This is a genomic window from Spirosoma liriopis (genome assembly GCF_023196085.1).
Lineage (GTDB): Bacteria > Bacteroidota > Bacteroidia > Cytophagales > Spirosomataceae > Spirosoma > Spirosoma oryzicola.
Genome location: NZ_JALPRF010000013.1, coordinates 16,507 through 36,591, shown reverse-complemented (window position 1 = coordinate 36,591; position 20,085 = coordinate 16,507). Strand labels below are relative to the sequence as shown.

At 50.6% G+C, this 20,085-nt stretch carries 18 protein-coding genes; 11 read left to right on the top strand and 7 right to left on the bottom strand.

Going from position 1 to position 20,085, the window contains the following annotated elements:
- Positions 1 to 25: 25 nt before the first annotated feature.
- On the bottom strand, positions 26 to 469 hold the full coding sequence (gene aroQ, locus M0L20_RS28995) for a type II 3-dehydroquinate dehydratase (protein ID WP_248480760.1): 444 nt from the start codon (positions 467 to 469) through the stop codon (positions 26 to 28).
- A gap of 83 nt (positions 470 to 552) precedes the next feature.
- On the opposite strand from aroQ, the gene xerD reads away from it, so the two are divergent.
- Positions 553 to 1,464, top strand: a complete 912-nt coding sequence (gene xerD, locus M0L20_RS28990) for a site-specific tyrosine recombinase XerD (protein WP_232562094.1) — start codon at positions 553 to 555, stop codon at positions 1,462 to 1,464.
- Between the two features lie 118 nt (positions 1,465 to 1,582).
- Here xerD and M0L20_RS28985 read toward each other — a convergent pair whose 3' ends face one another.
- Positions 1,583 to 2,134, bottom strand: coding sequence for a DUF8685 domain-containing protein (locus tag M0L20_RS28985; RefSeq protein WP_248480758.1), 552 nt, complete (start codon positions 2,132 to 2,134; stop codon positions 1,583 to 1,585).
- A gap of 97 nt (positions 2,135 to 2,231) precedes the next feature.
- On the opposite strand from M0L20_RS28985, the gene M0L20_RS28980 reads away from it, so the two are divergent.
- Positions 2,232 to 3,425 (top strand): aminotransferase class V-fold PLP-dependent enzyme, encoded by a 1,194-nt coding sequence (locus tag M0L20_RS28980; RefSeq protein WP_248480756.1) that lies wholly within the window; start codon positions 2,232 to 2,234, stop codon positions 3,423 to 3,425.
- Between the two features lie 10 nt (positions 3,426 to 3,435).
- Here M0L20_RS28980 and M0L20_RS28975 read toward each other — a convergent pair whose 3' ends face one another.
- The 4 genes from M0L20_RS28975 to M0L20_RS28960 all read right to left on the bottom strand — a co-directional run bounded on the left by M0L20_RS28975 (position 3,436) and on the right by M0L20_RS28960 (position 5,315).
- Complete coding sequence (locus tag M0L20_RS28975) at positions 3,436 to 3,864, bottom strand: VOC family protein (protein ID WP_248480754.1); 429 nt, start codon at positions 3,862 to 3,864, stop codon at positions 3,436 to 3,438.
- A 4-nt stretch (positions 3,865 to 3,868) separates the two neighbouring features.
- Positions 3,869 to 4,069 carry a hypothetical protein gene (locus M0L20_RS28970; RefSeq protein WP_248480752.1) on the bottom strand — a complete coding sequence of 67 codons (201 nt, stop codon included), beginning with the start codon at positions 4,067 to 4,069 and terminating at the stop codon, positions 3,869 to 3,871.
- A 57-nt stretch (positions 4,070 to 4,126) separates the two neighbouring features.
- Complete coding sequence (locus M0L20_RS28965) at positions 4,127 to 4,633, bottom strand: SixA phosphatase family protein (protein ID WP_232562099.1); 507 nt, start codon at positions 4,631 to 4,633, stop codon at positions 4,127 to 4,129.
- 232 nt (positions 4,634 to 4,865) lie between these two features.
- A complete protein-coding gene (locus M0L20_RS28960; RefSeq protein ID WP_232562100.1) occupies positions 4,866 to 5,315 on the bottom strand; it encodes a WapI family immunity protein in 450 nt (149 codons plus the stop codon).
- Positions 5,316 to 5,726: 411 nt separating this feature from the next.
- On the opposite strand from M0L20_RS28960, the gene asnS reads away from it, so the two are divergent.
- The 3 genes from asnS to M0L20_RS28945 all read left to right on the top strand — a co-directional run bounded on the left by asnS (position 5,727) and on the right by M0L20_RS28945 (position 9,236).
- Positions 5,727 to 7,181, top strand: a complete 1,455-nt coding sequence (gene asnS / locus M0L20_RS28955) for an asparagine--tRNA ligase (RefSeq protein ID WP_232562101.1) — start codon at positions 5,727 to 5,729, stop codon at positions 7,179 to 7,181.
- A 93-nt stretch (positions 7,182 to 7,274) separates the two neighbouring features.
- Entirely contained in the window at positions 7,275 to 8,357 is a 1,083-nt protein-coding gene (locus M0L20_RS28950) for a complex I subunit 1/NuoH family protein (protein ID WP_248480750.1), read from the top strand.
- Between the two features lie 192 nt (positions 8,358 to 8,549).
- Positions 8,550 to 9,236 carry a sphingomyelin synthase family protein gene (locus M0L20_RS28945; RefSeq protein ID WP_248480747.1) on the top strand — a complete coding sequence of 229 codons (687 nt, stop codon included), beginning with the start codon at positions 8,550 to 8,552 and terminating at the stop codon, positions 9,234 to 9,236.
- Here M0L20_RS28945 and M0L20_RS28940 read toward each other — a convergent pair.
- Positions 9,215 to 10,195 carry a BamA/TamA family outer membrane protein gene (locus M0L20_RS28940; protein WP_248480745.1) on the bottom strand — a complete coding sequence of 327 codons (981 nt, stop codon included), beginning with the start codon at positions 10,193 to 10,195 and terminating at the stop codon, positions 9,215 to 9,217. The genes M0L20_RS28945 and M0L20_RS28940 overlap by 22 nt on opposite strands.
- Positions 10,196 to 10,531: 336 nt before the next feature.
- Between M0L20_RS28940 and M0L20_RS28935 the strand changes: the two genes are divergently transcribed.
- The 6 genes from M0L20_RS28935 (at position 10,532) to M0L20_RS28910 (ending at position 20,056) form a co-directional block, all read left to right on the top strand.
- Positions 10,532 to 11,347, top strand: a complete 816-nt coding sequence (locus tag M0L20_RS28935; protein WP_232562105.1) for a phytanoyl-CoA dioxygenase family protein — start codon at positions 10,532 to 10,534, stop codon at positions 11,345 to 11,347.
- Between the two features lie 123 nt (positions 11,348 to 11,470).
- A complete protein-coding gene (locus M0L20_RS28930; protein ID WP_248480744.1) occupies positions 11,471 to 12,244 on the top strand; it encodes an SDR family NAD(P)-dependent oxidoreductase in 774 nt (257 codons plus the stop codon).
- A gap of 249 nt (positions 12,245 to 12,493) precedes the next feature.
- A complete protein-coding gene (locus M0L20_RS28925; protein ID WP_232562107.1) occupies positions 12,494 to 13,852 on the top strand; it encodes a DEAD/DEAH box helicase in 1,359 nt (452 codons plus the stop codon).
- 270 nt (positions 13,853 to 14,122) lie between these two features.
- Positions 14,123 to 16,597, top strand: a complete 2,475-nt coding sequence (locus M0L20_RS28920; protein WP_248480743.1) for a TonB-dependent receptor — start codon at positions 14,123 to 14,125, stop codon at positions 16,595 to 16,597.
- Positions 16,598 to 16,633: 36 nt separating this feature from the next.
- Complete coding sequence (locus tag M0L20_RS28915) at positions 16,634 to 17,842, top strand: PepSY-associated TM helix domain-containing protein (RefSeq protein WP_248480742.1); 1,209 nt, start codon at positions 16,634 to 16,636, stop codon at positions 17,840 to 17,842.
- Between the two features lie 78 nt (positions 17,843 to 17,920).
- On the top strand, positions 17,921 to 20,056 hold the full coding sequence (locus tag M0L20_RS28910; protein ID WP_248480729.1) for an outer membrane protein assembly factor BamB family protein: 2,136 nt from the start codon (positions 17,921 to 17,923) through the stop codon (positions 20,054 to 20,056).
- Positions 20,057 to 20,085: the final 29 nt, after the last annotated feature.

The window sequence follows — 20,085 nt, the reverse complement described above, 5'->3', positions numbered from 1 at the left end:
TTCGATTTAGTAGGTAGATAAAACGTTACTTGTTGTTGGCGGCAACCGGTTCGCTGATCAGATAGCGGACCGCCATTTCGTAGCCCTGGAGGCCCAGCCCAACGATAATACCTTTACATTTGGCCGACAAATAGCTGTGGTGCCGGAACGATTCGCGGGCGTGAACGTTGGAGATATGCACTTCGACGGCCGGAGCCGTAACGGCAGAAAGCGCGTCGGCGATGGCGATGGAGGTGTGCGTGTACGCCCCGGCGTTGATAACGATTCCGTCGATGTCGAAACCTAATTCGTGAATTTTATCGATCAGATCACCCTCGTGGTTCGATTGGAAATAACGAAGTTGCACATCAGGAAACAGGTCTTCCAGCGTTCTCAGGTAATCCAGAAACGAGCGGTTTCCGTAAATGCCCGGTTCTCGTTTTCCCAGCAGGTTCAGATTTGGACCGTTGATGATGAGGATCTGTTTCATAAAATAACCCGGATAGCAATGTCCGACAGTAGAGTAAACGAAGTATGTAAGCTTACCTGAACGTGAGCGTTCTGGCTCCCTGTATGTGGCAAAGTTATATAAACGCATTCAAGAACTACCTTAAACTCGAACGGTCGCTGTCGGAAAACTCCGTGGAGGCTTACCTGCACGATGCCGAAAAACTGTACGAATACATCCTGCTGACCGACCCAAGCCTATCGCCCATGCAGGTGACGGAGAAGCAGTTAATGAATTTTCTGAAATACCTGGGTGAACTGGGTTTGTCGGCGCATAGCCAGGCGCGGATGTTGTCGGGACTAAAATCGTTTTTCAAGTATTTATTGCTCGAAAACCTGATTCAGCACGATCCGACGCAATTGCTGGAAGCGCCGAAGCTGGGTCGGAAGCTGCCGGATACGCTTAGTTTCCCCGAAATCGAAGCGATGCTGTCCGTCATCGATTTGTCGACGCCCGGCGGAACCCGCGACCGGGCGATGCTCGAAGTGCTCTACAGTTCGGGCCTGCGCGTATCCGAACTGCTCAACTTACGGTTGACTAACTGCTACTTTGACGCTGGATTTATTCGGGTGCTGGGCAAAGGAGATAAGGTGAGACTGGTGCCCATTGGCCAAGATGCGATGCATTACACACGTATCTACGTGGACCACGTACGCTCGACACTGGCTGTTCAGAAAGGCGACGAGGATACTATTTTTCTTAATCTGCGCGGCAAGCAACTGTCCCGGATTTCGGTTTTTACGACGATAAAAAAATTAGCAGCAGAAGTAGGCGTCAAAAAAAACATCAGTCCCCATACGTTCCGGCACTCGTTTGCCACACACCTGATCGAAGGCGGTGCTGACCTGCGGGCGGTTCAGCAAATGTTAGGCCACGAGTCAATTACGACTACCGAAATCTACACCCACCTCGACCGTGATTATCTGCAACAGACACTCCGCGAGTTTCACCCGAGAGCGGGTCGCCGAAAAGGATGACCGACCAAACGAATAGCACGTTCAGTATCAGCATTATATTTCCCGGACAAAAAAAGTCCCCGCCGTCGAAACAACAGCGGGGAACCTCAATTCTACTAACCCAAAATTTACTGTAATATCATGCTTCGGTGAGCGATTTCTCGCCGACGAATTGTTGCTCCTGATTCTTAAAGAGCAGGTTGAACGAAGTCAGACTACCGTATATCTTCGTGATATACTGTTGAATGTTAATCTTTTCTTCATCGTCAAGCCTGCTGGCGTTGACCCGTTGTTCGAGTACACGAAGCCGGTCGCGTACCATGACGATCTTATGAAAGAACGCATCAATAGGCATTTCTTTCTGGACCAGATCCGTCCGTCCCGGCTTTAAAATTAGTTTGCCGCCTTTCCACTTGTCGCCTAGCGGAACAACCTCGGTGTGATCGGACCCTGCCTCCGTCGCCCAACGCTTCAGAACTCGGTTTAGCGCCTGCTCCACGTCGAATAAGCTAATGAGATCATCATCGGGCTCAATGGCTTCAATGACGGTTAAGGGCGTATCAAATTTGAGTACCTTCACACCCTGGTTCAAAAAGGTAATGGTATAACCGCTTGCTTTTAAATTAATGATGACGCCATCGCCAAACTCAGCGTGGCTAATCCGGGAACCGATTCCCAATAAAGTCGTCATGAAAGTTACGGTGTTTAAATATTGTAAAAATAATAAACAAAACCTATGCCAAAATAGACCAACGAAGTTTTAAATTGAGTTATTTGTTTCAATTAGTATGCCGAACGTTGACTATACTCCACTTAATACACAGAAACACCGGTTTAGCTTGCCGGAAGGACTTCACTACTTAAACTGCGCGACCCGGGCTCCGTTGAGTAAGCTGGCCGAGCAAGCCGGACACGATGCGATTAGCCGGGATACAAATCCGTTTGGTCTTCGGCCCGATGATTTTTTTAGCGGAGCCACTCGTGTTCGGTCCTTGTTCTCCGAATTGATCAACAATCCTGATCCGGACCGTATCGCTATTGTGCCATCGGTATCGTATGGCATGGCAATAGTGGCGCGTAACCTGCCTCAGAAGCCCGGTATTCGCGCCGGACAAACCATTGTTCTGGTCGAAAGCGAATTTCCGAGTGATGTATACGCCTGGGATCGTGTTAGCAAAGAGCTGAATCTGACGATCAAAACGGTGCCGATGCCCGACGAATTTCCGAAAGGGCCGACCTGGAATGAGCGACTGCTCGACGCAATCGGACCGGATACTGCACTGGTCATGGTGCCGCCCGTACACTGGATGTATGGTATTCGGTTCGATCTGGAAGCGGTGGGTAAACGAGCGCGGGAAGTCGGTGCGTGGTTTGCGATAGATGGTACGCAGGCTGTCGGAGCCTTACCGTTCGATCTGACAGCCGTTCAACCCGACGTTCTTGTCTGCGCGGGTTATAAATGGCTGATGGGACCGTATTCGCTGGGACTGGCGTACTTTGGCCCTGCTTTCGACGACGGAGTTCCGCTGGAAGAAGGGTGGATGAACCGACTGGATAGTAATCAGTTTCACCGTCTGATGGATTATCAGCCAGCGTATCGGCCAAAAGCGTATCGCTACAATGTCGGCGAACAATCTCACTTTATCCAGATGCCGATGTTGGAGGCTGCGTTGAGTCAGTTGGTTGACTGGCAGCCGGAGCGCATTCAGGCCTACACCAACGAACTAACCCAAGCTGCGTGGCCTGCGCTGGAGAAGCTTGGCTGCCATGTCGAACCCGTAAACGGCAGTCAGGGACGCAGTCACCACCTGGTTGGCCTCTGGTTACCCAAACATGCGGACCCGATGGCGGTTCAACAAGCTCTATTGGCCCAGAAAGTAGCTGTTTCGGCGCGGGCCCGTGCCCTACGTATCGCTCCGCACCTTTACAACACCCCGGCTGACGTTGATGCGTTGGTTGACGTATTGACGAATGTACTTTAAGAAACAGGAATCAGAAAGATTCCTGACTGTACACATAATGCACTACGACTGGCTCTTCGTAAAACTCCAACGGTAGATCATCCGGGTCGGCAAAAAACGTGAAACGCCGACCCGTGTGCTCGTCAATACGGATCGGTTCTGTTGCCACGCCTTGCTGGTTTAGGTGAGCAACGGCAGCGTCGAGGTCCTGAACGGCGAAAGCCAGATGTCGTAGACCAGCCGCTTCCGGTCGGGATGGGCGTTTGGGCGGATTCGGAAACGAGAATAGCTCAATGATGTACTGACCATTCAGTGCTAGATCCAGCTTATACGACTGGCGTTCTGCGCGGTGTACTTCGTTTACTATCGTCAGTCCTAAAATTTCGGTGTAGAATCGCTTTGACACCGTGTAATCCGAAGCGATGATGGCAATATGATGAACGGCGGTTAAGTGAAGCATAGGGCTAGCGGCTAAGTAGGGTATCGTCGTCTGTCACAGCCGTGTCGATTGCCGTGCCATCCCGTTGAATAGGCAAAGCGCGTTCAACTTCCCGGCGTTTGTTCCAGGGGGCGGTGGTCCGGCTGGCCATGTCGATGGCAAAAAAAATGACGATAGCCGTAAACGTAATAAAGACGATGATGAAGATGCGACGATTGCGGTTCACAGAGAACAGACGTTTTTAGGTGTACGAGCATACTGTCTCGCTTGCATACACCGTAAGTTACGAATCCTGCGGTAGTTGTTTAGGGGAAATCTCATAGGCAATGCTGCCTGTTCGCCCGGAAACCTCTGCCCAGGAAATACCGTCAAAGGTAACAGCTACAACGGCACCTTTGCTCATGGAGCCAACACTTTGATGCGTCAAAAATTCGGAAAAATACGATACGTCCGGGTTATGGCCTACGATCATCACGGATTGGGCGCTGGCAGGTAACGCGTTGACAGCAGCAAGGTATGCTTTAGGGCCCCCGTCAAACAACTCGTCGTCCAGTTGAATGTTGGCTGGGTCAAAACCCAGTTGTTCGGCGATAACTTTAGCGGTATCCTTGGCTCGGGAAGCGGTACTGCTAATAATAACGTTGGGATTTACGGCTTTGTCGTGCAAATAACGACCGATGCGGGCCGCTGCTACGATACCGTCGGGGGTCAACTCCCGACTGTGATCGGTCATTAAAATAGATCGGTCTTCGGCCTTGGCATGCCGAACGATGTAGAGTGTAAGTGGCATTAGGAAATACGTGTATGCGTAGAGCTATAACGGCAGCAAGCACGGAAAGTTAGTAAAGAGTGATAAACTCTGTCTACTGCCGAAGAAAAATTTAGTACCAAGCGCTAATAGAATAAAATCTGCTCGGGATGTTCGGGCGTAGTTGAATCCTATGGCTGATACCGACAGGCATCGATACAAAAAAGGCTGACTAATCTGTATTTGTGAACAGAAGCCGAATTATGCTTTAGCGCTAATTGCGAATTGGAAAAAGTGCCAGCTGACTGGAAAGATGACCGATAGCTTCTGCAATGGAAGTTCGATTACACTCAATGATGAGCGGGTAAGGATCGTCAAGTGGCATAGCCCACCAGGGCGGAGTCGCTTCGTAGGACAGTAAAAAACGAAAGCAGAATCGGTCCTTTTGCGGAGAGCATTCCGTTAGTTGAATGACCAGACAGGGTTCCGAAAAGCTAAGCTTATTGGGAACATCGCGACTGCCGAGGATATCGCTCAGCCAGCCAATCAAGTGCTTAACTTCCCAGGTGTGAAGAATAGGCGCGATGGTTTCCCAACGTCGGTTTTTATCAACCAGTTGCAGGCACGTTAGCAGCAGATTTTTGTCTTCCAGCGTGGGGCCACCTCGTGGGCTCTCGTAGTTGATGACTTCGAGATTAAAGGACGATTTAGACGTGTAAAACATGATCGGAACAGGGTGAAAAATAAAATCAGCAGACGTAACCGGGTACCTAAATAAATTAAGAGACCCAAAAACTTGTCAGAATCACTTTTCAATGACCGTTCCTAACAGCTTTTGCTAACCGAGCTATTGACTAACCAATAATAACTGATGTGATTATACGTCAAAGATCAATAAACAAATTGATATTCAGCGGTTTTATTTAATAAATAATAATTGCGGTAAACATTTGTGTAAGAGTTGCGCCAAAGACTTATACAAAATGGGGTATTTGATCATAAATGTGTTTCAGAACCTGTATACGCACAAAGATGCGTTTTGTTGAACGAACCTTCACATTGCGATTAAAGTGGGCGATTTCGAAGGACAATCCGTATTTTTGCAGACCGAACACTATCCGGTTGCCGTTTCAGCATGAGTTATTTACCCATTCAGCACGTATTAAAAACATTACCCGTTGGTACTGAAGTGACCATCAAGGGTTGGGTCCGCACCAAGCGGGAAAGTAAAAACGCGGTATTTATTGCCCTTAACGATGGGTCAACCATCCATACGATTCAGGCCGTTGCTGAGACCGGTCAGCTTCCTGAGGACACTCTGAAACTGATCACGACCGGAGCCTGCTTGGCTGTCACCGGATTGCTGGTTGAGTCGCAGGGAGCCGGGCAGGCTGTAGAAGTCAAAATAGCTTCTATCCAGATTTACGGTCCGGCTGACCCCGATAAATACCCGTTGCAGCCTAAGCGTCACTCGCTGGAATTTTTGCGCGAGATCGCTCACCTGCGGCCACGGACGAATACATTCAGCGCTGTTTTGCGTATCCGTCACGCGCTGGCCTTTGCGGTACACAAGTACTTCAACGATAACGGATTTTATTACCTCAACACACCGATCATCACCGCATCCGATGCGGAAGGAGCGGGCGAAATGTTTCGCGTGACGACGCTTGACGCCATCAAACCACCACTCAACGAAGAAGGCAAGGTTGATTACAGCCAGGACTTTTTTGGTCGTGAAACCAACCTGACCGTTTCGGGGCAGCTGGAAGGCGAGCTGGGCGCTATGGCGTTAGGTAAAATCTACACCTTCGGACCGACATTTCGCGCGGAAAACTCGAATACGACCCGCCACCTGGCTGAGTTCTGGATGATTGAGCCGGAGATGGCTTTCTTCGAGCTGGAAGATAACATGAACCTGGCCGAGGATTTTGTCAAGACGGTAATCCGGTACGCCCTGCAAAACTGCGCTGACGATCTGGCGTTTCTCGATAACCGGCTCAAGGAAGAAGAGAAAACCAAGAAGAAAGAAGAGCAGAGCGACATGGGCCTGCTGGATAAACTTCAGTTCGTTATCAGCAACGAGTTTGTCCGGCTGACGTACACCGATGCTATTGATATTCTGGTCAACTCGAAACCCGCCAAGAAAGGGCAATTTCAGTACGAGGTTAGCTGGGGTGTCGATTTACAGTCGGAGCACGAGCGGTACCTGGTCGAGAAGCATTTCAAAAAGCCGGTTATCCTGACGAACTATCCCCGTGAGATCAAGGCGTTTTACATGAAACAGGACGAGGAGTCGAACGCGGCTCCGGGGCCAACCGTTCGGGCGATGGACGTTTTATTTCCCGGAATTGGCGAGATCATCGGTGGTTCGCAGCGTGAAGATAACTACGACAAGCTCGTTGCCCGGATGCAGGAAGTAGGCATCGAGCCCGAAGCGTTGTGGTGGTATCTGGATACGCGCCGGTTTGGTTCGGCTCCCCACGCTGGCTTTGGCCTCGGTTTCGAGCGGCTGGTTCTGTTCGTAACCGGCATGGGTAACATTCGTGATGTAATACCGTTCCCCCGCGCGCCCAAAACAGCCGAATTTTAGTCATTCTTTGTTATTTGTAGTCGTTGATTGTCATTCATCGAACAGTACAGTCAATGACTACAAATGCACAGTGATGACGTCATAGGATAATGTATGCTGGCTCTCCCCATTTTTCTCGCTGTTGCTTCCGGCTTTGTGGTGGTCGGCGTTTACACCGAACGTAAGATTTCGGCCTTTATGCAGGACCGACTTGGCCCGATGGAGACGGGTAAGTGGGGATTGCTACAGCTGTTTGCCGATTTGTTGAAACTGCTTCAGAAAGAAGACATTGTTCCGGCAGCGGCAGATCGGCGGTTGTTCCTGCTTGCTCCGGCGGTAATTTTTGCTTCGGTCTTTGCGGGCTTTGCCGTACTGCCGCTCACCCCCGATTTGCAGGGTTCTGGTGCCGTTGTTGGCGTGTTTTACCTGATGGCGATTGTTTCCTTCGACGTGATCGGCATCCTGATGGCCGGGTGGGGGTCCAACAACAAATATTCGCTGTTCGGGGCTATGCGCTCAGTAGCTCAGATTATATCGTACGAAATTCCGCTGGGGCTAACGATCCTCAGCGCCGTGATGATCTGTCAGACGCTTAACTTACAGGAGATCAGTTTTCAGCAAGGCATTTTTTCGTCTGAAACAAACTATCTCTTTGGCCTCAAGCCCCTGGGCGTCGATGTAACAAACTGGGGAGGAATCTTTACCTGGAACATCGTTCGCAACCCGTTTCTACTGGTCGCTTACGTCGTGTTTTTTATCTGTACCCTGGCTGAATCGAATCGGGCGCCGTTCGATTTGCCGGAAGGTGAATCGGAAATCGTAGGTGGTTTTCATACCGAGTATTCAGGAATGCGGTTTGCCTTACTTTACCTGTCCGAATACGCCATGATGCTGCTGGTGTCGTTTTTGGGCGCTGTCCTGTTTCTGGGTAGCTGGAATACTCCGTTGCCCAACATAGGACCGGTTCGGCTGGCCGACTGGACTAGTGGCGCTCCCGGCACGATCTGGGGTAATGTAACCGCTGTTTTCTGGTTACTGTCAAAGGTGTTTCTAGCGGTGCTGCTGCAAATGTGGGTACGTTGGACATTTCCGCGTGTTCGCGTCGATCAAATGATGTTTTTGTGCTGGAAAGTCCTGACGCCAATCGGCCTGATACTGTTACTGATTTCAGGGATCTGGCGGCTTTTGATGGTCTAGACGATTTCGAGTTAATTGAGTTAAGGACTGCCGAAGATTACCGATCAATTCAAGCAGGATTTGTCTGGCGAAATGGCCTAATACACATAAGATACCGCTTTAGTAACTGAACCCTCGATAAATCAGTTAACCTATAATCTGAAATGAATACTACAAGGCGCGTTTGTCGCTTCGCGCCCCTTTACGGCAAGAATGTCTATACTTTCACCTAATCCAACCGGCGATCTAGTCTGGCAGGCAGCCTGGAAATCACCCATATTTCGCCGAAAGTTTTTCATTGGAATGAGCTGCGTCACTGTATTGCTGCTGGCATTCCCTTACTTCTTTCAGACAATCGAGAAGCACACGGGCCCCGTTTTACACGACTGGGTGCTTAACCAGCTTCCGCCCAATGATGTCTCGCTGTGGATCTTTCTGATCATCTGGGCAACCGCGTTGCTGTTGCTGATCCGGGCACGGTTTAGTCCGGCTGTGTTTATGATGTATGTGTATGGCTATCTTATCATTAGCCTGTCCAGAATGATAAGCATTACGCTTGTTCCGCTCGACCCGCCGGTGGGCCTGATCCCGCTTATCGACCCGCTGAGCAATGCGTTTTACGGCAAGACATACATCACCAAAGATCTGTTTTATTCCGGGCACACGTCCAGTATTTTTCTGATGTTTTTGTGCCTGCGCCGAAAGTGGGACCGGTTGTTTGCGTTGATTGGTTCCCTGATTGTGGGTACCTTATTGCTGGTGCAGCATGTGCATTATACAATTGACGTACTGGGCGCTTTTGTCTTTACGTATCCGCTCTACAGAGTAGGCAAATGGATGGCCTTGAGCGGCTGGAACAATGTCGAGCATCCCGTTGATCAGAAAGCTTCGCCCAGTTGAAAATAAAGGCCGTGAGACGTGCTTTCGCCAAACCCCCAACCGTAGTCAACCCGTAGGTTGAGCCGCTCTTTACGGTTCAAGGCTACGCGCAGACCACCTCCGTACGAATACTTAAGCTCCTGCAAGTTCAGATCGCGCAGGTGATCGCCGACGTTGCCGAGACCAAGGAAGCCTACGGCGCCAATTCGGCCTACAATCGGTACGCGGTATTCCGCCTGTAGAACAAGTTGATTTTTGCTCCGAAAGCGACCGTCGTAAAAACCCCGCATGCTGTTCGAGCCGCCAAAGCTGGCCAGACTGCGGAGCGGAACATTGCCCGCGTTGAATTGCGCGTACGCCTGCACGGCCAGTACCTGTTGGCGATACAGCCGCACAAACCGGCGCAGATCGACGGCGTAAGCCGTATACCGAAATTGTGAACCAAACCAGGGTGAAAAGTGGTTGAAGAAGACCTGCATCAGCGAGCCCTGATCCGGCGCGAAGGCATTGTTGCGCGTGTCGTACGTTAGGCTGAGACCAGCCCCGGAAATGTAATACGGATCGCGACCGACCACGTCCAACTGATCGAACAACCCACCGGGCTGATGATCAACGGCCAGCAGGCGCTGATACTCGTAAAGGATACCACCAAAGAAACGTTCTTTCAGCTTTCGTTGCAGGTGCAGGTAAACGTAGTACTGGCGGAAAGTGTAAGCCTCTTCGTTCTGATCGGGTGCTACTTTTCCTAATCCCCAGAACTTATCGGGAAAGTAACTGTAAGACAATTGGTGATTGAGGATGTACCGCTCACCGGGAAAATAAGTTGTTCCGTTAACAGCCGTGATAAATTGTTTTCGCAGTGAGTATAAAACCAGCGCCTGCGTGTTAGAGGTTCGGGCGACGGTGTCGAGCCGATTGAAGCGAAACGTAAATGATCCGGCTATACCAACGGACCAATTTGTTTCGATTGACCGGGCCACTAATGGTAAAATTAGGGTATGGCGGGTTTCTGCGTCTTTTGCCTTTAGTGCTTGAACCGGTAAAGAAAGGCTGTCAGTTTGAGCAAATAGAATACCTGAATGAACAGACAACATGCTGACTAACAGCAGTATGGGTATTCTAGTAGTAAATGCAGGCACGGGTAATGAACGAACCGTTAATTAAAGTCAGATTAATTAAATGCCGGCAAAGTAATCGGAAAATTGTAAATTTAGTAGATTTGGGCTTTAATAAACCATTAAGGTTGTGTCTGTCTGACAGCGCGTGACCACCGGTTGGAACCTAAAACGGAGACTCCGAGTTTGTAAACCACCGATATGAGCAAAATCGATTTACCGCCCTTTACGCTGGGCGAAACCATTACCCCAGAACAACGTCAGTTTTTTAATAAGCATGGCGTGATCGTTTTTCGTAATTTCATTCATCCTGAAACGGTCAAATTATTCATCAGTGAAGTTGAACGCATCGAGAAGGAGTGGCTGGCCGAAGGCCGTGACAAAGTCAACGGAGTACCGTTGAAATTTGGTCAGGATGAAGCCGGTAACTCGATGATTCAGCGGATGTGCTTCCTCTCGCAGCACAGCACCGCGCTTCACGAATTTTTGCAGGACCCGCGTCTGCAAGCCGTCGTGGATCTGTTGCAGCCTTACGAGGGCCGCATTGCCGAAATTGAAAAAGACGGCCTTATCCTCAATCACTACGTTCGTACGCCGAACAGTAAGTTCTCGCAAATGGGTTGGCATACCGATAGCCCCCGCGACATCTTCTTGGGTCAGCGGATCATGCCGATGCTGAACGTAGGGATTCACCTGAACGCTACACCTTACGAAAATGGTGGGTTACGCGTTATTCCAGGTACGCACAAGCAGGGCATTCTTAAAATGCTCTTCCGCAAAAAGTACTTCGTGGACAACGAACCGGACAAGCAGGAAATCGGCTTCGACATAAACGCTGGTGATCTGAGCGTTCATGATGGCCGTCTCTGGCACCGGGCGCAGCAGTCACCCCACGTTGGTGAAGCGAGTCGTCGTCGTGTTATGTACGTACCGGTTGTGACGGGCAAATACATGCCTAAAAATGAGCACAGCAAAACGCCATTTTACCACCGGTTTATCTCCAAAGTAAATATTTAAGTCTTTAACGGTCTGGTGTAGCGATTGTTAGTCTCCAGTTTTTAGTTGCTCCTAGCGGCAACTTGCGCTAAAACTGAAGACTAAGACTCCCTCACCGGACCGTTAATCGTTAAAGACGGATTTATGGCTTACGCCCTCATTACGGGAGCCAGTAAAGGCATTGGTCTGGCGATTGCCGAAGAACTGGCTCGTCGTAAATATGATCTGCTACTGGTTGCCCGTTCGAAATCGCTCTTGCAGGATATTGCGCAGCGGCTGGCAACGTCCCACCGGATTAAGACTGATTTTTTTGCCGCTGATCTGGCCCAAGCCGGAGCCGCTCAACAAGTATTCGACTGGTGCCAGACGAAGAATTACCCAGTTCGGTTTCTGGTCAACAATGCGGGCTACGGATTAAGCGGACCGTTTGAGAAACACGCGCTGGCTGAGCATATCGACATGATGCAAGTGAACATGACGACGCTCGTGGAGTTGACCTACCTGTTTCTGCCGCAACTTCGTCAGCAGTCCAAAGCCTATATTCTGAATATCGGTAGTTCAGCTGCTTATCAGGCAATCCCCAAACTGAGTTTGTACTCCGCTTCCAAAGCGTTTGTCCTTCAGTTTAGCCGCGGACTTCGGCAGGAACTGAAATCCTCGTCGGTTTCGGTAACCTGCGTTTGCCCTGGTTCTACCGACACCGGTTTTGTTGACCGTGCGCAAATCGGAGACAAAGGCCGGAAAGCCGCACAACGGGTTAACATGACGCCCGAAGAGGTAGCGCTTCAGGCCGTGGACGCTACACTAGCCGGTAAGGCCGAAGTGGTTACGGGGGTACTCAACCAGCTTGGTAAACTGATGGCCTGGTTGTTGCCGAAAGGTATTGTCGAGAAAACCGCCGGAAGCATCTACGACTAAAGAATAAAGCCAGTTTTACAGATCGTTACGTAAATGGGCTAACCAATTGAACGATCATCACGAAGCGGAAGCTGTAACGGTCCTGTTGCAGTTTCCGCTTCCGGCTTTTTGCCCAATGGCACTTTATTTGCGTTACAACAGTTATAAAAATACAACTTTCATTCAGACGTTGGCCGTTGGAAGCGGGGCTGTCGGTTCAGCCAAAACAGCTTACCTTCAAACATCCGGCATTCGACGTCCAGCCAATACATGCAATTTTCCGATTTAAATTTAATTGACCCCATCCTGAAGGCGCTCGCCGAAGAAGGATACTCGAATCCAACGCCTATTCAGCAGCAAGCTATTCCTGTTTTACTGAGTCGCCGGGATTTATTGGGATGTGCTCAGACCGGTACGGGTAAAACGGCCGCTTTTGCGATTCCTATCTTACAACTGCTTAACGAAGAACGAAGTAAGAACCCGACGGGACCCCGGCGGATCAAAACGCTTGTGCTGACACCCACGCGTGAGCTAGCCATTCAGATTGACGAGAGCTTTGCTGCCTACGGGCGTTACCTGAATCTGCGGCATACGGTTATCTTCGGGGGCGTCTCACAACATAGTCAGGTCAACACGATTCGAAATGGCATCGATGTACTAGTCGCAACGCCCGGCCGACTCCTTGATTTGATGAATCAAGGCATTATATCGCTGCGGGATGTTCAGTTTTTCGTGCTCGACGAAGCCGACCGGATGCTGGATATGGGCTTTATCCACGATGTGAAAAAAGTCATCGCTCGTTTACCGGAGCGTCGGCAGTCGCTGTTTTTTTCGGCAACGATGCCACCCGATGTGGCTAAATTAGCCGATACCATTCTGAACAAACCGGCTAAAGTTGAAGTGACGCCTGTTTCGTCAACGGCGGATACGATTCAGCAGGCCGTTTACTTCGTGGGACGGGAAAATAAGCGCAAGCTACTGGTTCATGTGCTCAACGATAACCGGATTGCTTCAGCGCTTGTGTTTGCCCGTACCAAGCACGGAGCCGACAAAGTAGCCAAAGACTTGCTCAAGGCTGGTATTCAGGCCGAAGCCATTCACGGCAACAAGTCACAAAACGCTCGTCAGCGCGCCCTGACAAATTTCAAAAGTCGTCAGACACGCGTGCTGGTGGCTACCGATATTGCGGCTCGTGGTATCGATGTAGACGAACTATCGCACGTTATTAATTACGAACTTCCGAATATTCCCGAAACGTACGTCCATCGCATTGGTCGGACGGGCCGCGCGGGAAATGATGGCATTGCGCTGTCGTTCTGCGATGAAGAGGAAACGGACTTTTTGAAAGATATTCATAAGCTGATCGGTAAGCGCGTACCGGTTGTGGAAGATCATCCGTACGTGCTCGACGTAGCAACGGCGGCTGTTACGCCCGCCCAGCCCCGGCAAGCACAAGGCCGAAACGGGAATGCCAATCGAGGAGGTGGTGGCGGTAAGAGCCGCCCGAACGGTCCATCGAACAACAACTCGTTCCGGCGGGGGAGGAGCGATACCAAGAGCGCTCCGAACACGGGTGGCAGAAGCGGCAACAACCGTCGGTTTGGGAACTCCCGCTCTGAGCAAAACTAATCGATTACAAGCAAGCTACCTGTTGACTAGCGACTCGTTATGGGTCGCTAGTTTTGTTTTTAGACTAGGTAAGTATACTCGTTGGTCTAAGTAGAGTAGTTGGCTAAGACAACGGCGGAGAGCCACAGTATCAGCCTGAATCAGCAATCGATGTATACCTTTTTTAGGTATAAATACTACATAAACAAGAATAATTGGACACCCTATCTGTAATTAATCTAAATAAACTACTTTTGGGCTCTTGCAGAATACCACCAATCATTCTAATTAATGAAAATCTCGTTTACTTGTTTACTTATCCTAAGCAGTTGTCTGTGTTTTGCGCAGACAGGACTGATAAAAGGCCGGGTTTCTAATGAAAGCGGTGACCCTGTTGAAGCAATTAACATCATTTTAAAAGGTACAGGCAAAGGAACAATTACATCCGCATCCGGTGAATTTACGTTTTCAGGTTTATCCGCAGGATCGTACCAACTCGTCGCGACCGGCGTTGGCTACCAAACGCTTGGCCGTACAATATCGCTGGCAGAGCAGCAAACCGTAACGCTAAACCTAACCGTTCAGGAAGCTATGCAGGAGTTGCAAACCGTTGAAATCGTGGGCCGTCGCGAAACGACGTACAAGAACGACATCTCATTTATTGCCAGCAAAACGGCTACTCCGTTAAAAGACGTACCGCAGGCCGTGAGTTACGTCACCAAGGAAGTGCTACGCGATCAGGGCGCTTTCACTATGGGCGATGCCGTGAAAAATATGAGCGGTGTGAACCAGTTTACGTTCTACGACGACCTGACGATTCGTGGTTTTCGCATGAACGGCGGTAGCACTACCCAACTCTTTAACGGACTCCGCACCTTTTCGGGGTTCTGGAAACAGCCACCCGTCAACTACCTGGAGCGCGTCGAAGTAGTCAAAGGCGCTGCTTCGGCCCTGTACGGCAATTCGTCGCCGGGGGGGACGATCAACCGGGTCACGAAAAAACCGCTGACGACTCCGCAGAAATCGCTTCTGTTCACGACGGGCAGCTTCAACACCATGCGTGTGCTGGCCGACTTCACCGGCCCGATGAACGAAAGCAAAACGCTCTTGTACCGCCTGAATCTGGGTTACGTGAACGCGCAGTCATTCCGAAATCTTCAGTTCGACAAAAACATCATTATTGCGCCCTCGGTGTCATTCCTGCCGACCACCAAAACCCGCATCAACTTTGACCTGGTTTACAACAAGTCGAACAGCCGACTTGACCGGGGGCAATCGGTAAAAGGAAACGATTTGTATTCCAGCTCAACGGCTACGTCGCTCAACGCCGTCAACGATTACCTGAACGAAGAAACCTATCTGATCACGACCTCGCTGAACCATCAATTTAGTGCCAATACGTCGTTCAACATGGCTTATCTTCGTACGGGCTACACGGAAGATTTGCTGGAACACCGGAGCAGCAACGTCAACGCCATCGATTCGGCGGGGAAAGCCATTGACAACCTGGTAGCCCGGCAGGTTTTTGTGCGGCAGACCAAATCGTTCATGGATAATGTCTCGCTGTTCCTGAACCATAACTTCCGCACGGGTCGGGCGGAGCATAAATTTGTTGTTGGCTATGATTATATCCAGTCGACAACGCCTAAAGGGTCAGGGCAGCAAACCGCCAACGGGTATTTGCTGAAGGCCGGTGGAGCCGCAGCGTACAATGCAAAACGTCCGGACCTGTATCAGTTTTACAACTATACGGCCAACGGCGTTATGCGGAGCATTCCGAAACCAAACGTATCGCATTACGACCTGACGCTCCAGAATAACCAACTGGAAGATCCTACCAAGTACATCTACAATGTCACGACCAATGCGTCAACTACGCCCGTTTTCTACTCCTTGCATGGTATTTATTTGCAGGAACAGGTAAAGATTGATCGGTTGCAAATTCTGCTCGGTCTTCGCTATGACACGTACATTGACAAAAAAGGCTATACCACCAGCACCGAAAGCAATGTTACGCAGCACGCCTTTTTACCACGGATCGGGGCGGTATACAGCGTAACGAAAAACGTAAATCTGTACGGAACCTACACGACTGGTTATAACCCGCAGGATGCTACGGTGCAAAGCGATCCGTTGTCGGGCGGTCCGTTTGACCCGATCCGAAGCACGTTGAAGGAAGTTGGGTTAAAAAGCGAATGGCTGGACGGACGACTAACCGCTAACCTGTCCGTATACGACATAACTCAAACGAATACGCTTTATTCGGCCAATGCCGCCGATAACCCAAACCTGATGATCCAGATCGGACAGGAGCGGGCAAAAGGGGTAGAGGTTGACGTAACGGGCAATATCCTTCCCAACTGGAGTCTGATCGCTACCTACAGTCGCAATGACGCCAAGATTACGGATGCAGGCTCGCGAGCGGCCGATCAGGTTCTGGTAAATATGCAGAAACCGAATGCGCCCAAAGAGCAAGGCAGCTTATGGACCAAATACACGTTCGTGTCGGCTGGGCTGAACGGATTGGGTATTGGTTTGGGCGGTAATTTTGTGACAGAACGTAACCTGTCGCTGAACAATACACAGACCATTCCGGGCTATACGCTTCTGAACGCGGCTGTTTATTACAAGATCGATAAGTTTCAGTTTCAGGTGAATCTAAATAATCTGGCTAATAAGACCTACTGGGTGGGTGGATACGACTATTTGCGGTTGTTTCCGGGTACACCCCGTAACTTTATGGCTACTGTTTCCTATACATTCTAGTGGCTTAAAAACAGATCAACTCTATAGCTGGTGACGGTGAGAACAACAGGGAAAAACATCGCAGCAAAACTACATTTATGGCTGGGGCTTGGCTCCGGCCTTGTGGTTTTTATCGTGGCGCTTACGGGGTCGCTACTCGTTTTCGAAAAGGAGCTGGAGCCAATCATCGATGCCCGGTTTCATACCATCGTGCCACCCGATAATGCGCAACGGGTACCCCTCGACGAGTTGGTGACAACGGCAACCACCCAGTTTCCCGGCAAAAAATTAAGTCGCGTTATCATCGAGCCGCACCCCGACCGTACGGTTGTAGTTGAACTTCAGCAGAGTAAAAAAGCAAAAGATATACTGGCTGTCGCCCTTGATCCGTATACGGGTAAAGTCGTGGAGGCAAGGCAGGAGCAGGACGCCTTTTTTTCGGTTGTGCTGCGGCTGCACCGGTACCTCTGTTTGGGTGACACGGGAAAGATCATCACCGGTATTTCGTGCGTTTCGTTCCTGATCATTATGATTAGCGGCTTAGTGCTCTGGTGGCCGAATCGCAAAAACGCGAAACAGCGCTTTACGGTAAAATGGGGTGCTTCGTTCAAACGGCTCAATTGGGATTTGCACGCCATTTTCGGTTTCTACGTACTCCCGTTTGTTTTTCTGATCGCGTCGACGGGGTTGATCTGGAGTTACAAATGGGTCAACAACCTGCTTTTCTACGCCTTTGACGGTAAACCGCAGACTAAGCGGGAAGCCCCCGCAAATCAGTCGTCAGTCTCGTTGAAAAGTGCGGATCTTCTGGAGGAAATGTACGCAGAAACGAATAGACTTTTACCCCATTCCGGAGCTATTACGTTCGCGTTTCCGGAAACCGATAGTCTGGCCGTAACGGTATCAAAACGGAATGAAGAAGCAGCCATCGATAATATTGTTGACTTCCTGTATTTTGACAATGCAACCGGCGATCTGATCAAAAAACGGTTGTACGACGGCGAAACCCGAGGCTTTAAAGCGCGTCGGATTATTTTCCCGATTCACACGGGCAGTATGCTTGGCTGGCCTACCAAGATCATTGCGCTCATTGTGGCGCTGATAACCGCCAGTTTACCCATCACGGGCTTTCTTATCTGGTGGGGACGGGGCAGGAAAAAGAGTGGGGTTGTCAGGCAACGAAGCGTCGAAAAAACCTTACCTAGACAACCGCAGCACAATCGTTCGGTTGTCGTAGCCGCATCGAACAAGCTGAGCGAAGGCTAAGCAAGGAAAACGACGGTTTGATCGTATGTGGTAAGTTTGAGTTTTCGCGTAGATTTGTCTAACTACTCCTAAGCTCAAATGAAACGACTGCTTTTGCCCCTTGGAGCGCTGGCCGCGCTTACGTTCGGCTGGTCTCATTTTACGCAGAACCTAACCGACGATAAACCCAACGACAACACAAACTGGAGCGAATACCTGGGCGGTCTCGACCGAAATCATTACTCAGCCTTAAGCCAGATCACGCCTGATAACGTTACCAATTTAAAAGTAGCCTGGACCTACGCCACGCCCGACAGTGGACAGATTCAAACGAATCCGATTATTGTTGACGGCGTATTGTACGGTGTGTCGCCTACCGTGAAAGTCTTTGCGCTCGACGCTAAAACCGGCAAAGAGATCTGGACCGCCGGCGATCCGCTCAAGGCGTGGTACAGCACGTGTCGCGGGGTGACGTACTGGCAGTCCGAAGGTCCCGGTGAGCCAGACAAACGAATTCTTTATACGGTCGGGCCGTTGCTGTACGCCCTGGATGTCCGAACGGGTAAGCCAATCCCCAGCTTTGGCGAAAACGGTCATGCCGACCTTCACGATGGGTTAGGGCAGGCGGCCAAAGACAAATTTATCATCTCCAATACACCCGGTACCATTTTCGGCGACTTGATCGTGATGCCCGTTCGGGTGGCGGAAGAAGTTGGTGGAGCGCCGGGCTACATTCGGGCGTTCAATGTGCGTACGGGCAAGCTGGCCTGGACATTCCGTACGATTCCGTACCCCAACGAATACGGCTATAACACCTGGCCGAAGGAAGCGTACCGAAACCCCGATATTGGCGCGGCCAACAACTGGTCGGGCATGGCCGTCGATCGTCGCCGGGGAATTATCTATGTACCGACCGGATCGCCTTCCTACGATTTTTACGGGGGTAACCGGCATGGTCAGAACCTCTTTGCCAACTGCCTGTTAGCCCTCGACGCCAAAACCGGTAAGCGACTCTGGCATTTTCAGGCAGTGCACCATGACCTTTGGGACCGTGATTTTCCGGCTCCGCCCAATCTGGTGACCGTAACCCAGAACGGTAAAAAAATCGACGCTGTGGCGCAGGTTACCAAATCGGGTTTCGTTTTTGTGTTTGACCGCGTGACGGGAAAACCACTCTTCCCAATCAAAGAGGTACCCGTTCCGAAGTCCGATATTCCCGGTGAAATGACCTGGCCCACGCAACCGGTTCCGCAGAAGCCAGCGCCGTTTGCGCGGCAGAGCATGACCGAGGCCGACATCAACCCGCATTCGGGTGATCGCGATTCGCTGAAAGCCGTTCTTCGGTCGGTTGGTAAGCGGTTCTACGAGCCGATCAGCAAACAGGGCAGTCTGATGTTTCCCGGCACCGATGGCGGAGCTGAGTGGGGGGGCGCTGCTGCTGACCCCGACGGTATTCTGTACGTGAATGCCAATGATGTTCCGTGGATTTTCAAGATGATCGACGCGCCGAAAGCGGATGAGTTGGCGCATCTCAGCCCCGGACAGCGCGTTTACACCCAAAATTGCATTAGCTGTCACGGTCCCGAACGCAAAGGCAATGCGCGAAGTGGCTATCCATCGCTGGTGGATATTGGACAGCGACGCGACCGGCCGTATGTGATGCAGATTGTCAGCAACGGGAAAGGAATGATGCCTGGTTTTACCGCTTTGTCAGCCGACGATAAACAGGCGCTGATCGCGTTTCTGTTCGGAGAAGAAAAACAGGAAGTGGGTAGTGCCGCTACCATGGCGAAAATAAAGGAGCCTTACCTGCCGTATAAAGTAACCGGATACAACAAGTTTCAGGACAGTCGGGGCTATCCGGCCATTGCGCCACCCTGGGGTACGCTCAACGCGATAAACCTGAATACGGGCGAATACCTGTGGAAGATACCCTTGGGTGAAGATAAAGCATTGAAGGCAAAAGGCATTCGAAATACGGGTACGGAGAACTACGGTGGCCCGGTCATAACGGCCAGTGGCTTGTTATTTATTGCCGCGACGAAAGACGAAAAATTCCGGGCGTTTGACAAGAAAACGGGTAAGCTACTTTGGGAAACCGATTTGCCCGCTGCCGGATTTGCCACGCCCGCAACCTATCAGGTAAATGGCAAGCAATACGTTGTCATTGCCTGTGGTGGTGCCAAGCTGGGGGCCAAAAAAGGAAATCAGTACGTAGCGTTCGCGCTTCCTTAGTACCAGCGAAGGTCGGTCACCAAACGGCG

Bases quoted from the DNA above. Each gene is read 5' to 3' on its own strand.
- M0L20_RS28920 (WP_248480743.1), top strand. From the start codon at position 14,123: ATGAAAATCTCGTTTACTTGTTTACTTATCCTAAGCAGTTGTCTGTGT.
- M0L20_RS28935 (WP_232562105.1), top strand. From the start codon at position 10,532: ATGAGCAAAATCGATTTACCGCCCTTTACGCTGGGCGAAACCATTACC.
- asnS (WP_232562101.1), top strand. From the start codon at position 5,727: ATGAGTTATTTACCCATTCAGCACGTATTAAAAACATTACCCGTTGGT.
- M0L20_RS28980 (WP_248480756.1), top strand. From the start codon at position 2,232: ATGCCGAACGTTGACTATACTCCACTTAATACACAGAAACACCGGTTT.
- M0L20_RS28985 (WP_248480758.1), bottom strand. From the start codon at position 2,134: ATGACGACTTTATTGGGAATCGGTTCCCGGATTAGCCACGCTGAGTTT.
- M0L20_RS28975 (WP_248480754.1), bottom strand. From the start codon at position 3,864: ATGCTTCACTTAACCGCCGTTCATCATATTGCCATCATCGCTTCGGAT.
- M0L20_RS28925 (WP_232562107.1), top strand. From the start codon at position 12,494: ATGCAATTTTCCGATTTAAATTTAATTGACCCCATCCTGAAGGCGCTC.
- aroQ (WP_248480760.1), bottom strand. From the start codon at position 469: ATGAAACAGATCCTCATCATCAACGGTCCAAATCTGAACCTGCTGGGA.
- xerD (WP_232562094.1), top strand. From the start codon at position 553: ATGTGGCAAAGTTATATAAACGCATTCAAGAACTACCTTAAACTCGAA.
- M0L20_RS28910 (WP_248480729.1), top strand. From the start codon at position 17,921: ATGAAACGACTGCTTTTGCCCCTTGGAGCGCTGGCCGCGCTTACGTTC.
- M0L20_RS28945 (WP_248480747.1), top strand. From the start codon at position 8,550: ATGTCTATACTTTCACCTAATCCAACCGGCGATCTAGTCTGGCAGGCA.
- M0L20_RS28950 (WP_248480750.1), top strand. From the start codon at position 7,275: ATGCTGGCTCTCCCCATTTTTCTCGCTGTTGCTTCCGGCTTTGTGGTG.
- M0L20_RS28960 (WP_232562100.1), bottom strand. From the start codon at position 5,315: ATGTTTTACACGTCTAAATCGTCCTTTAATCTCGAAGTCATCAACTAC.
- M0L20_RS28930 (WP_248480744.1), top strand. From the start codon at position 11,471: ATGGCTTACGCCCTCATTACGGGAGCCAGTAAAGGCATTGGTCTGGCG.
- M0L20_RS28965 (WP_232562099.1), bottom strand. From the start codon at position 4,633: ATGCCACTTACACTCTACATCGTTCGGCATGCCAAGGCCGAAGACCGA.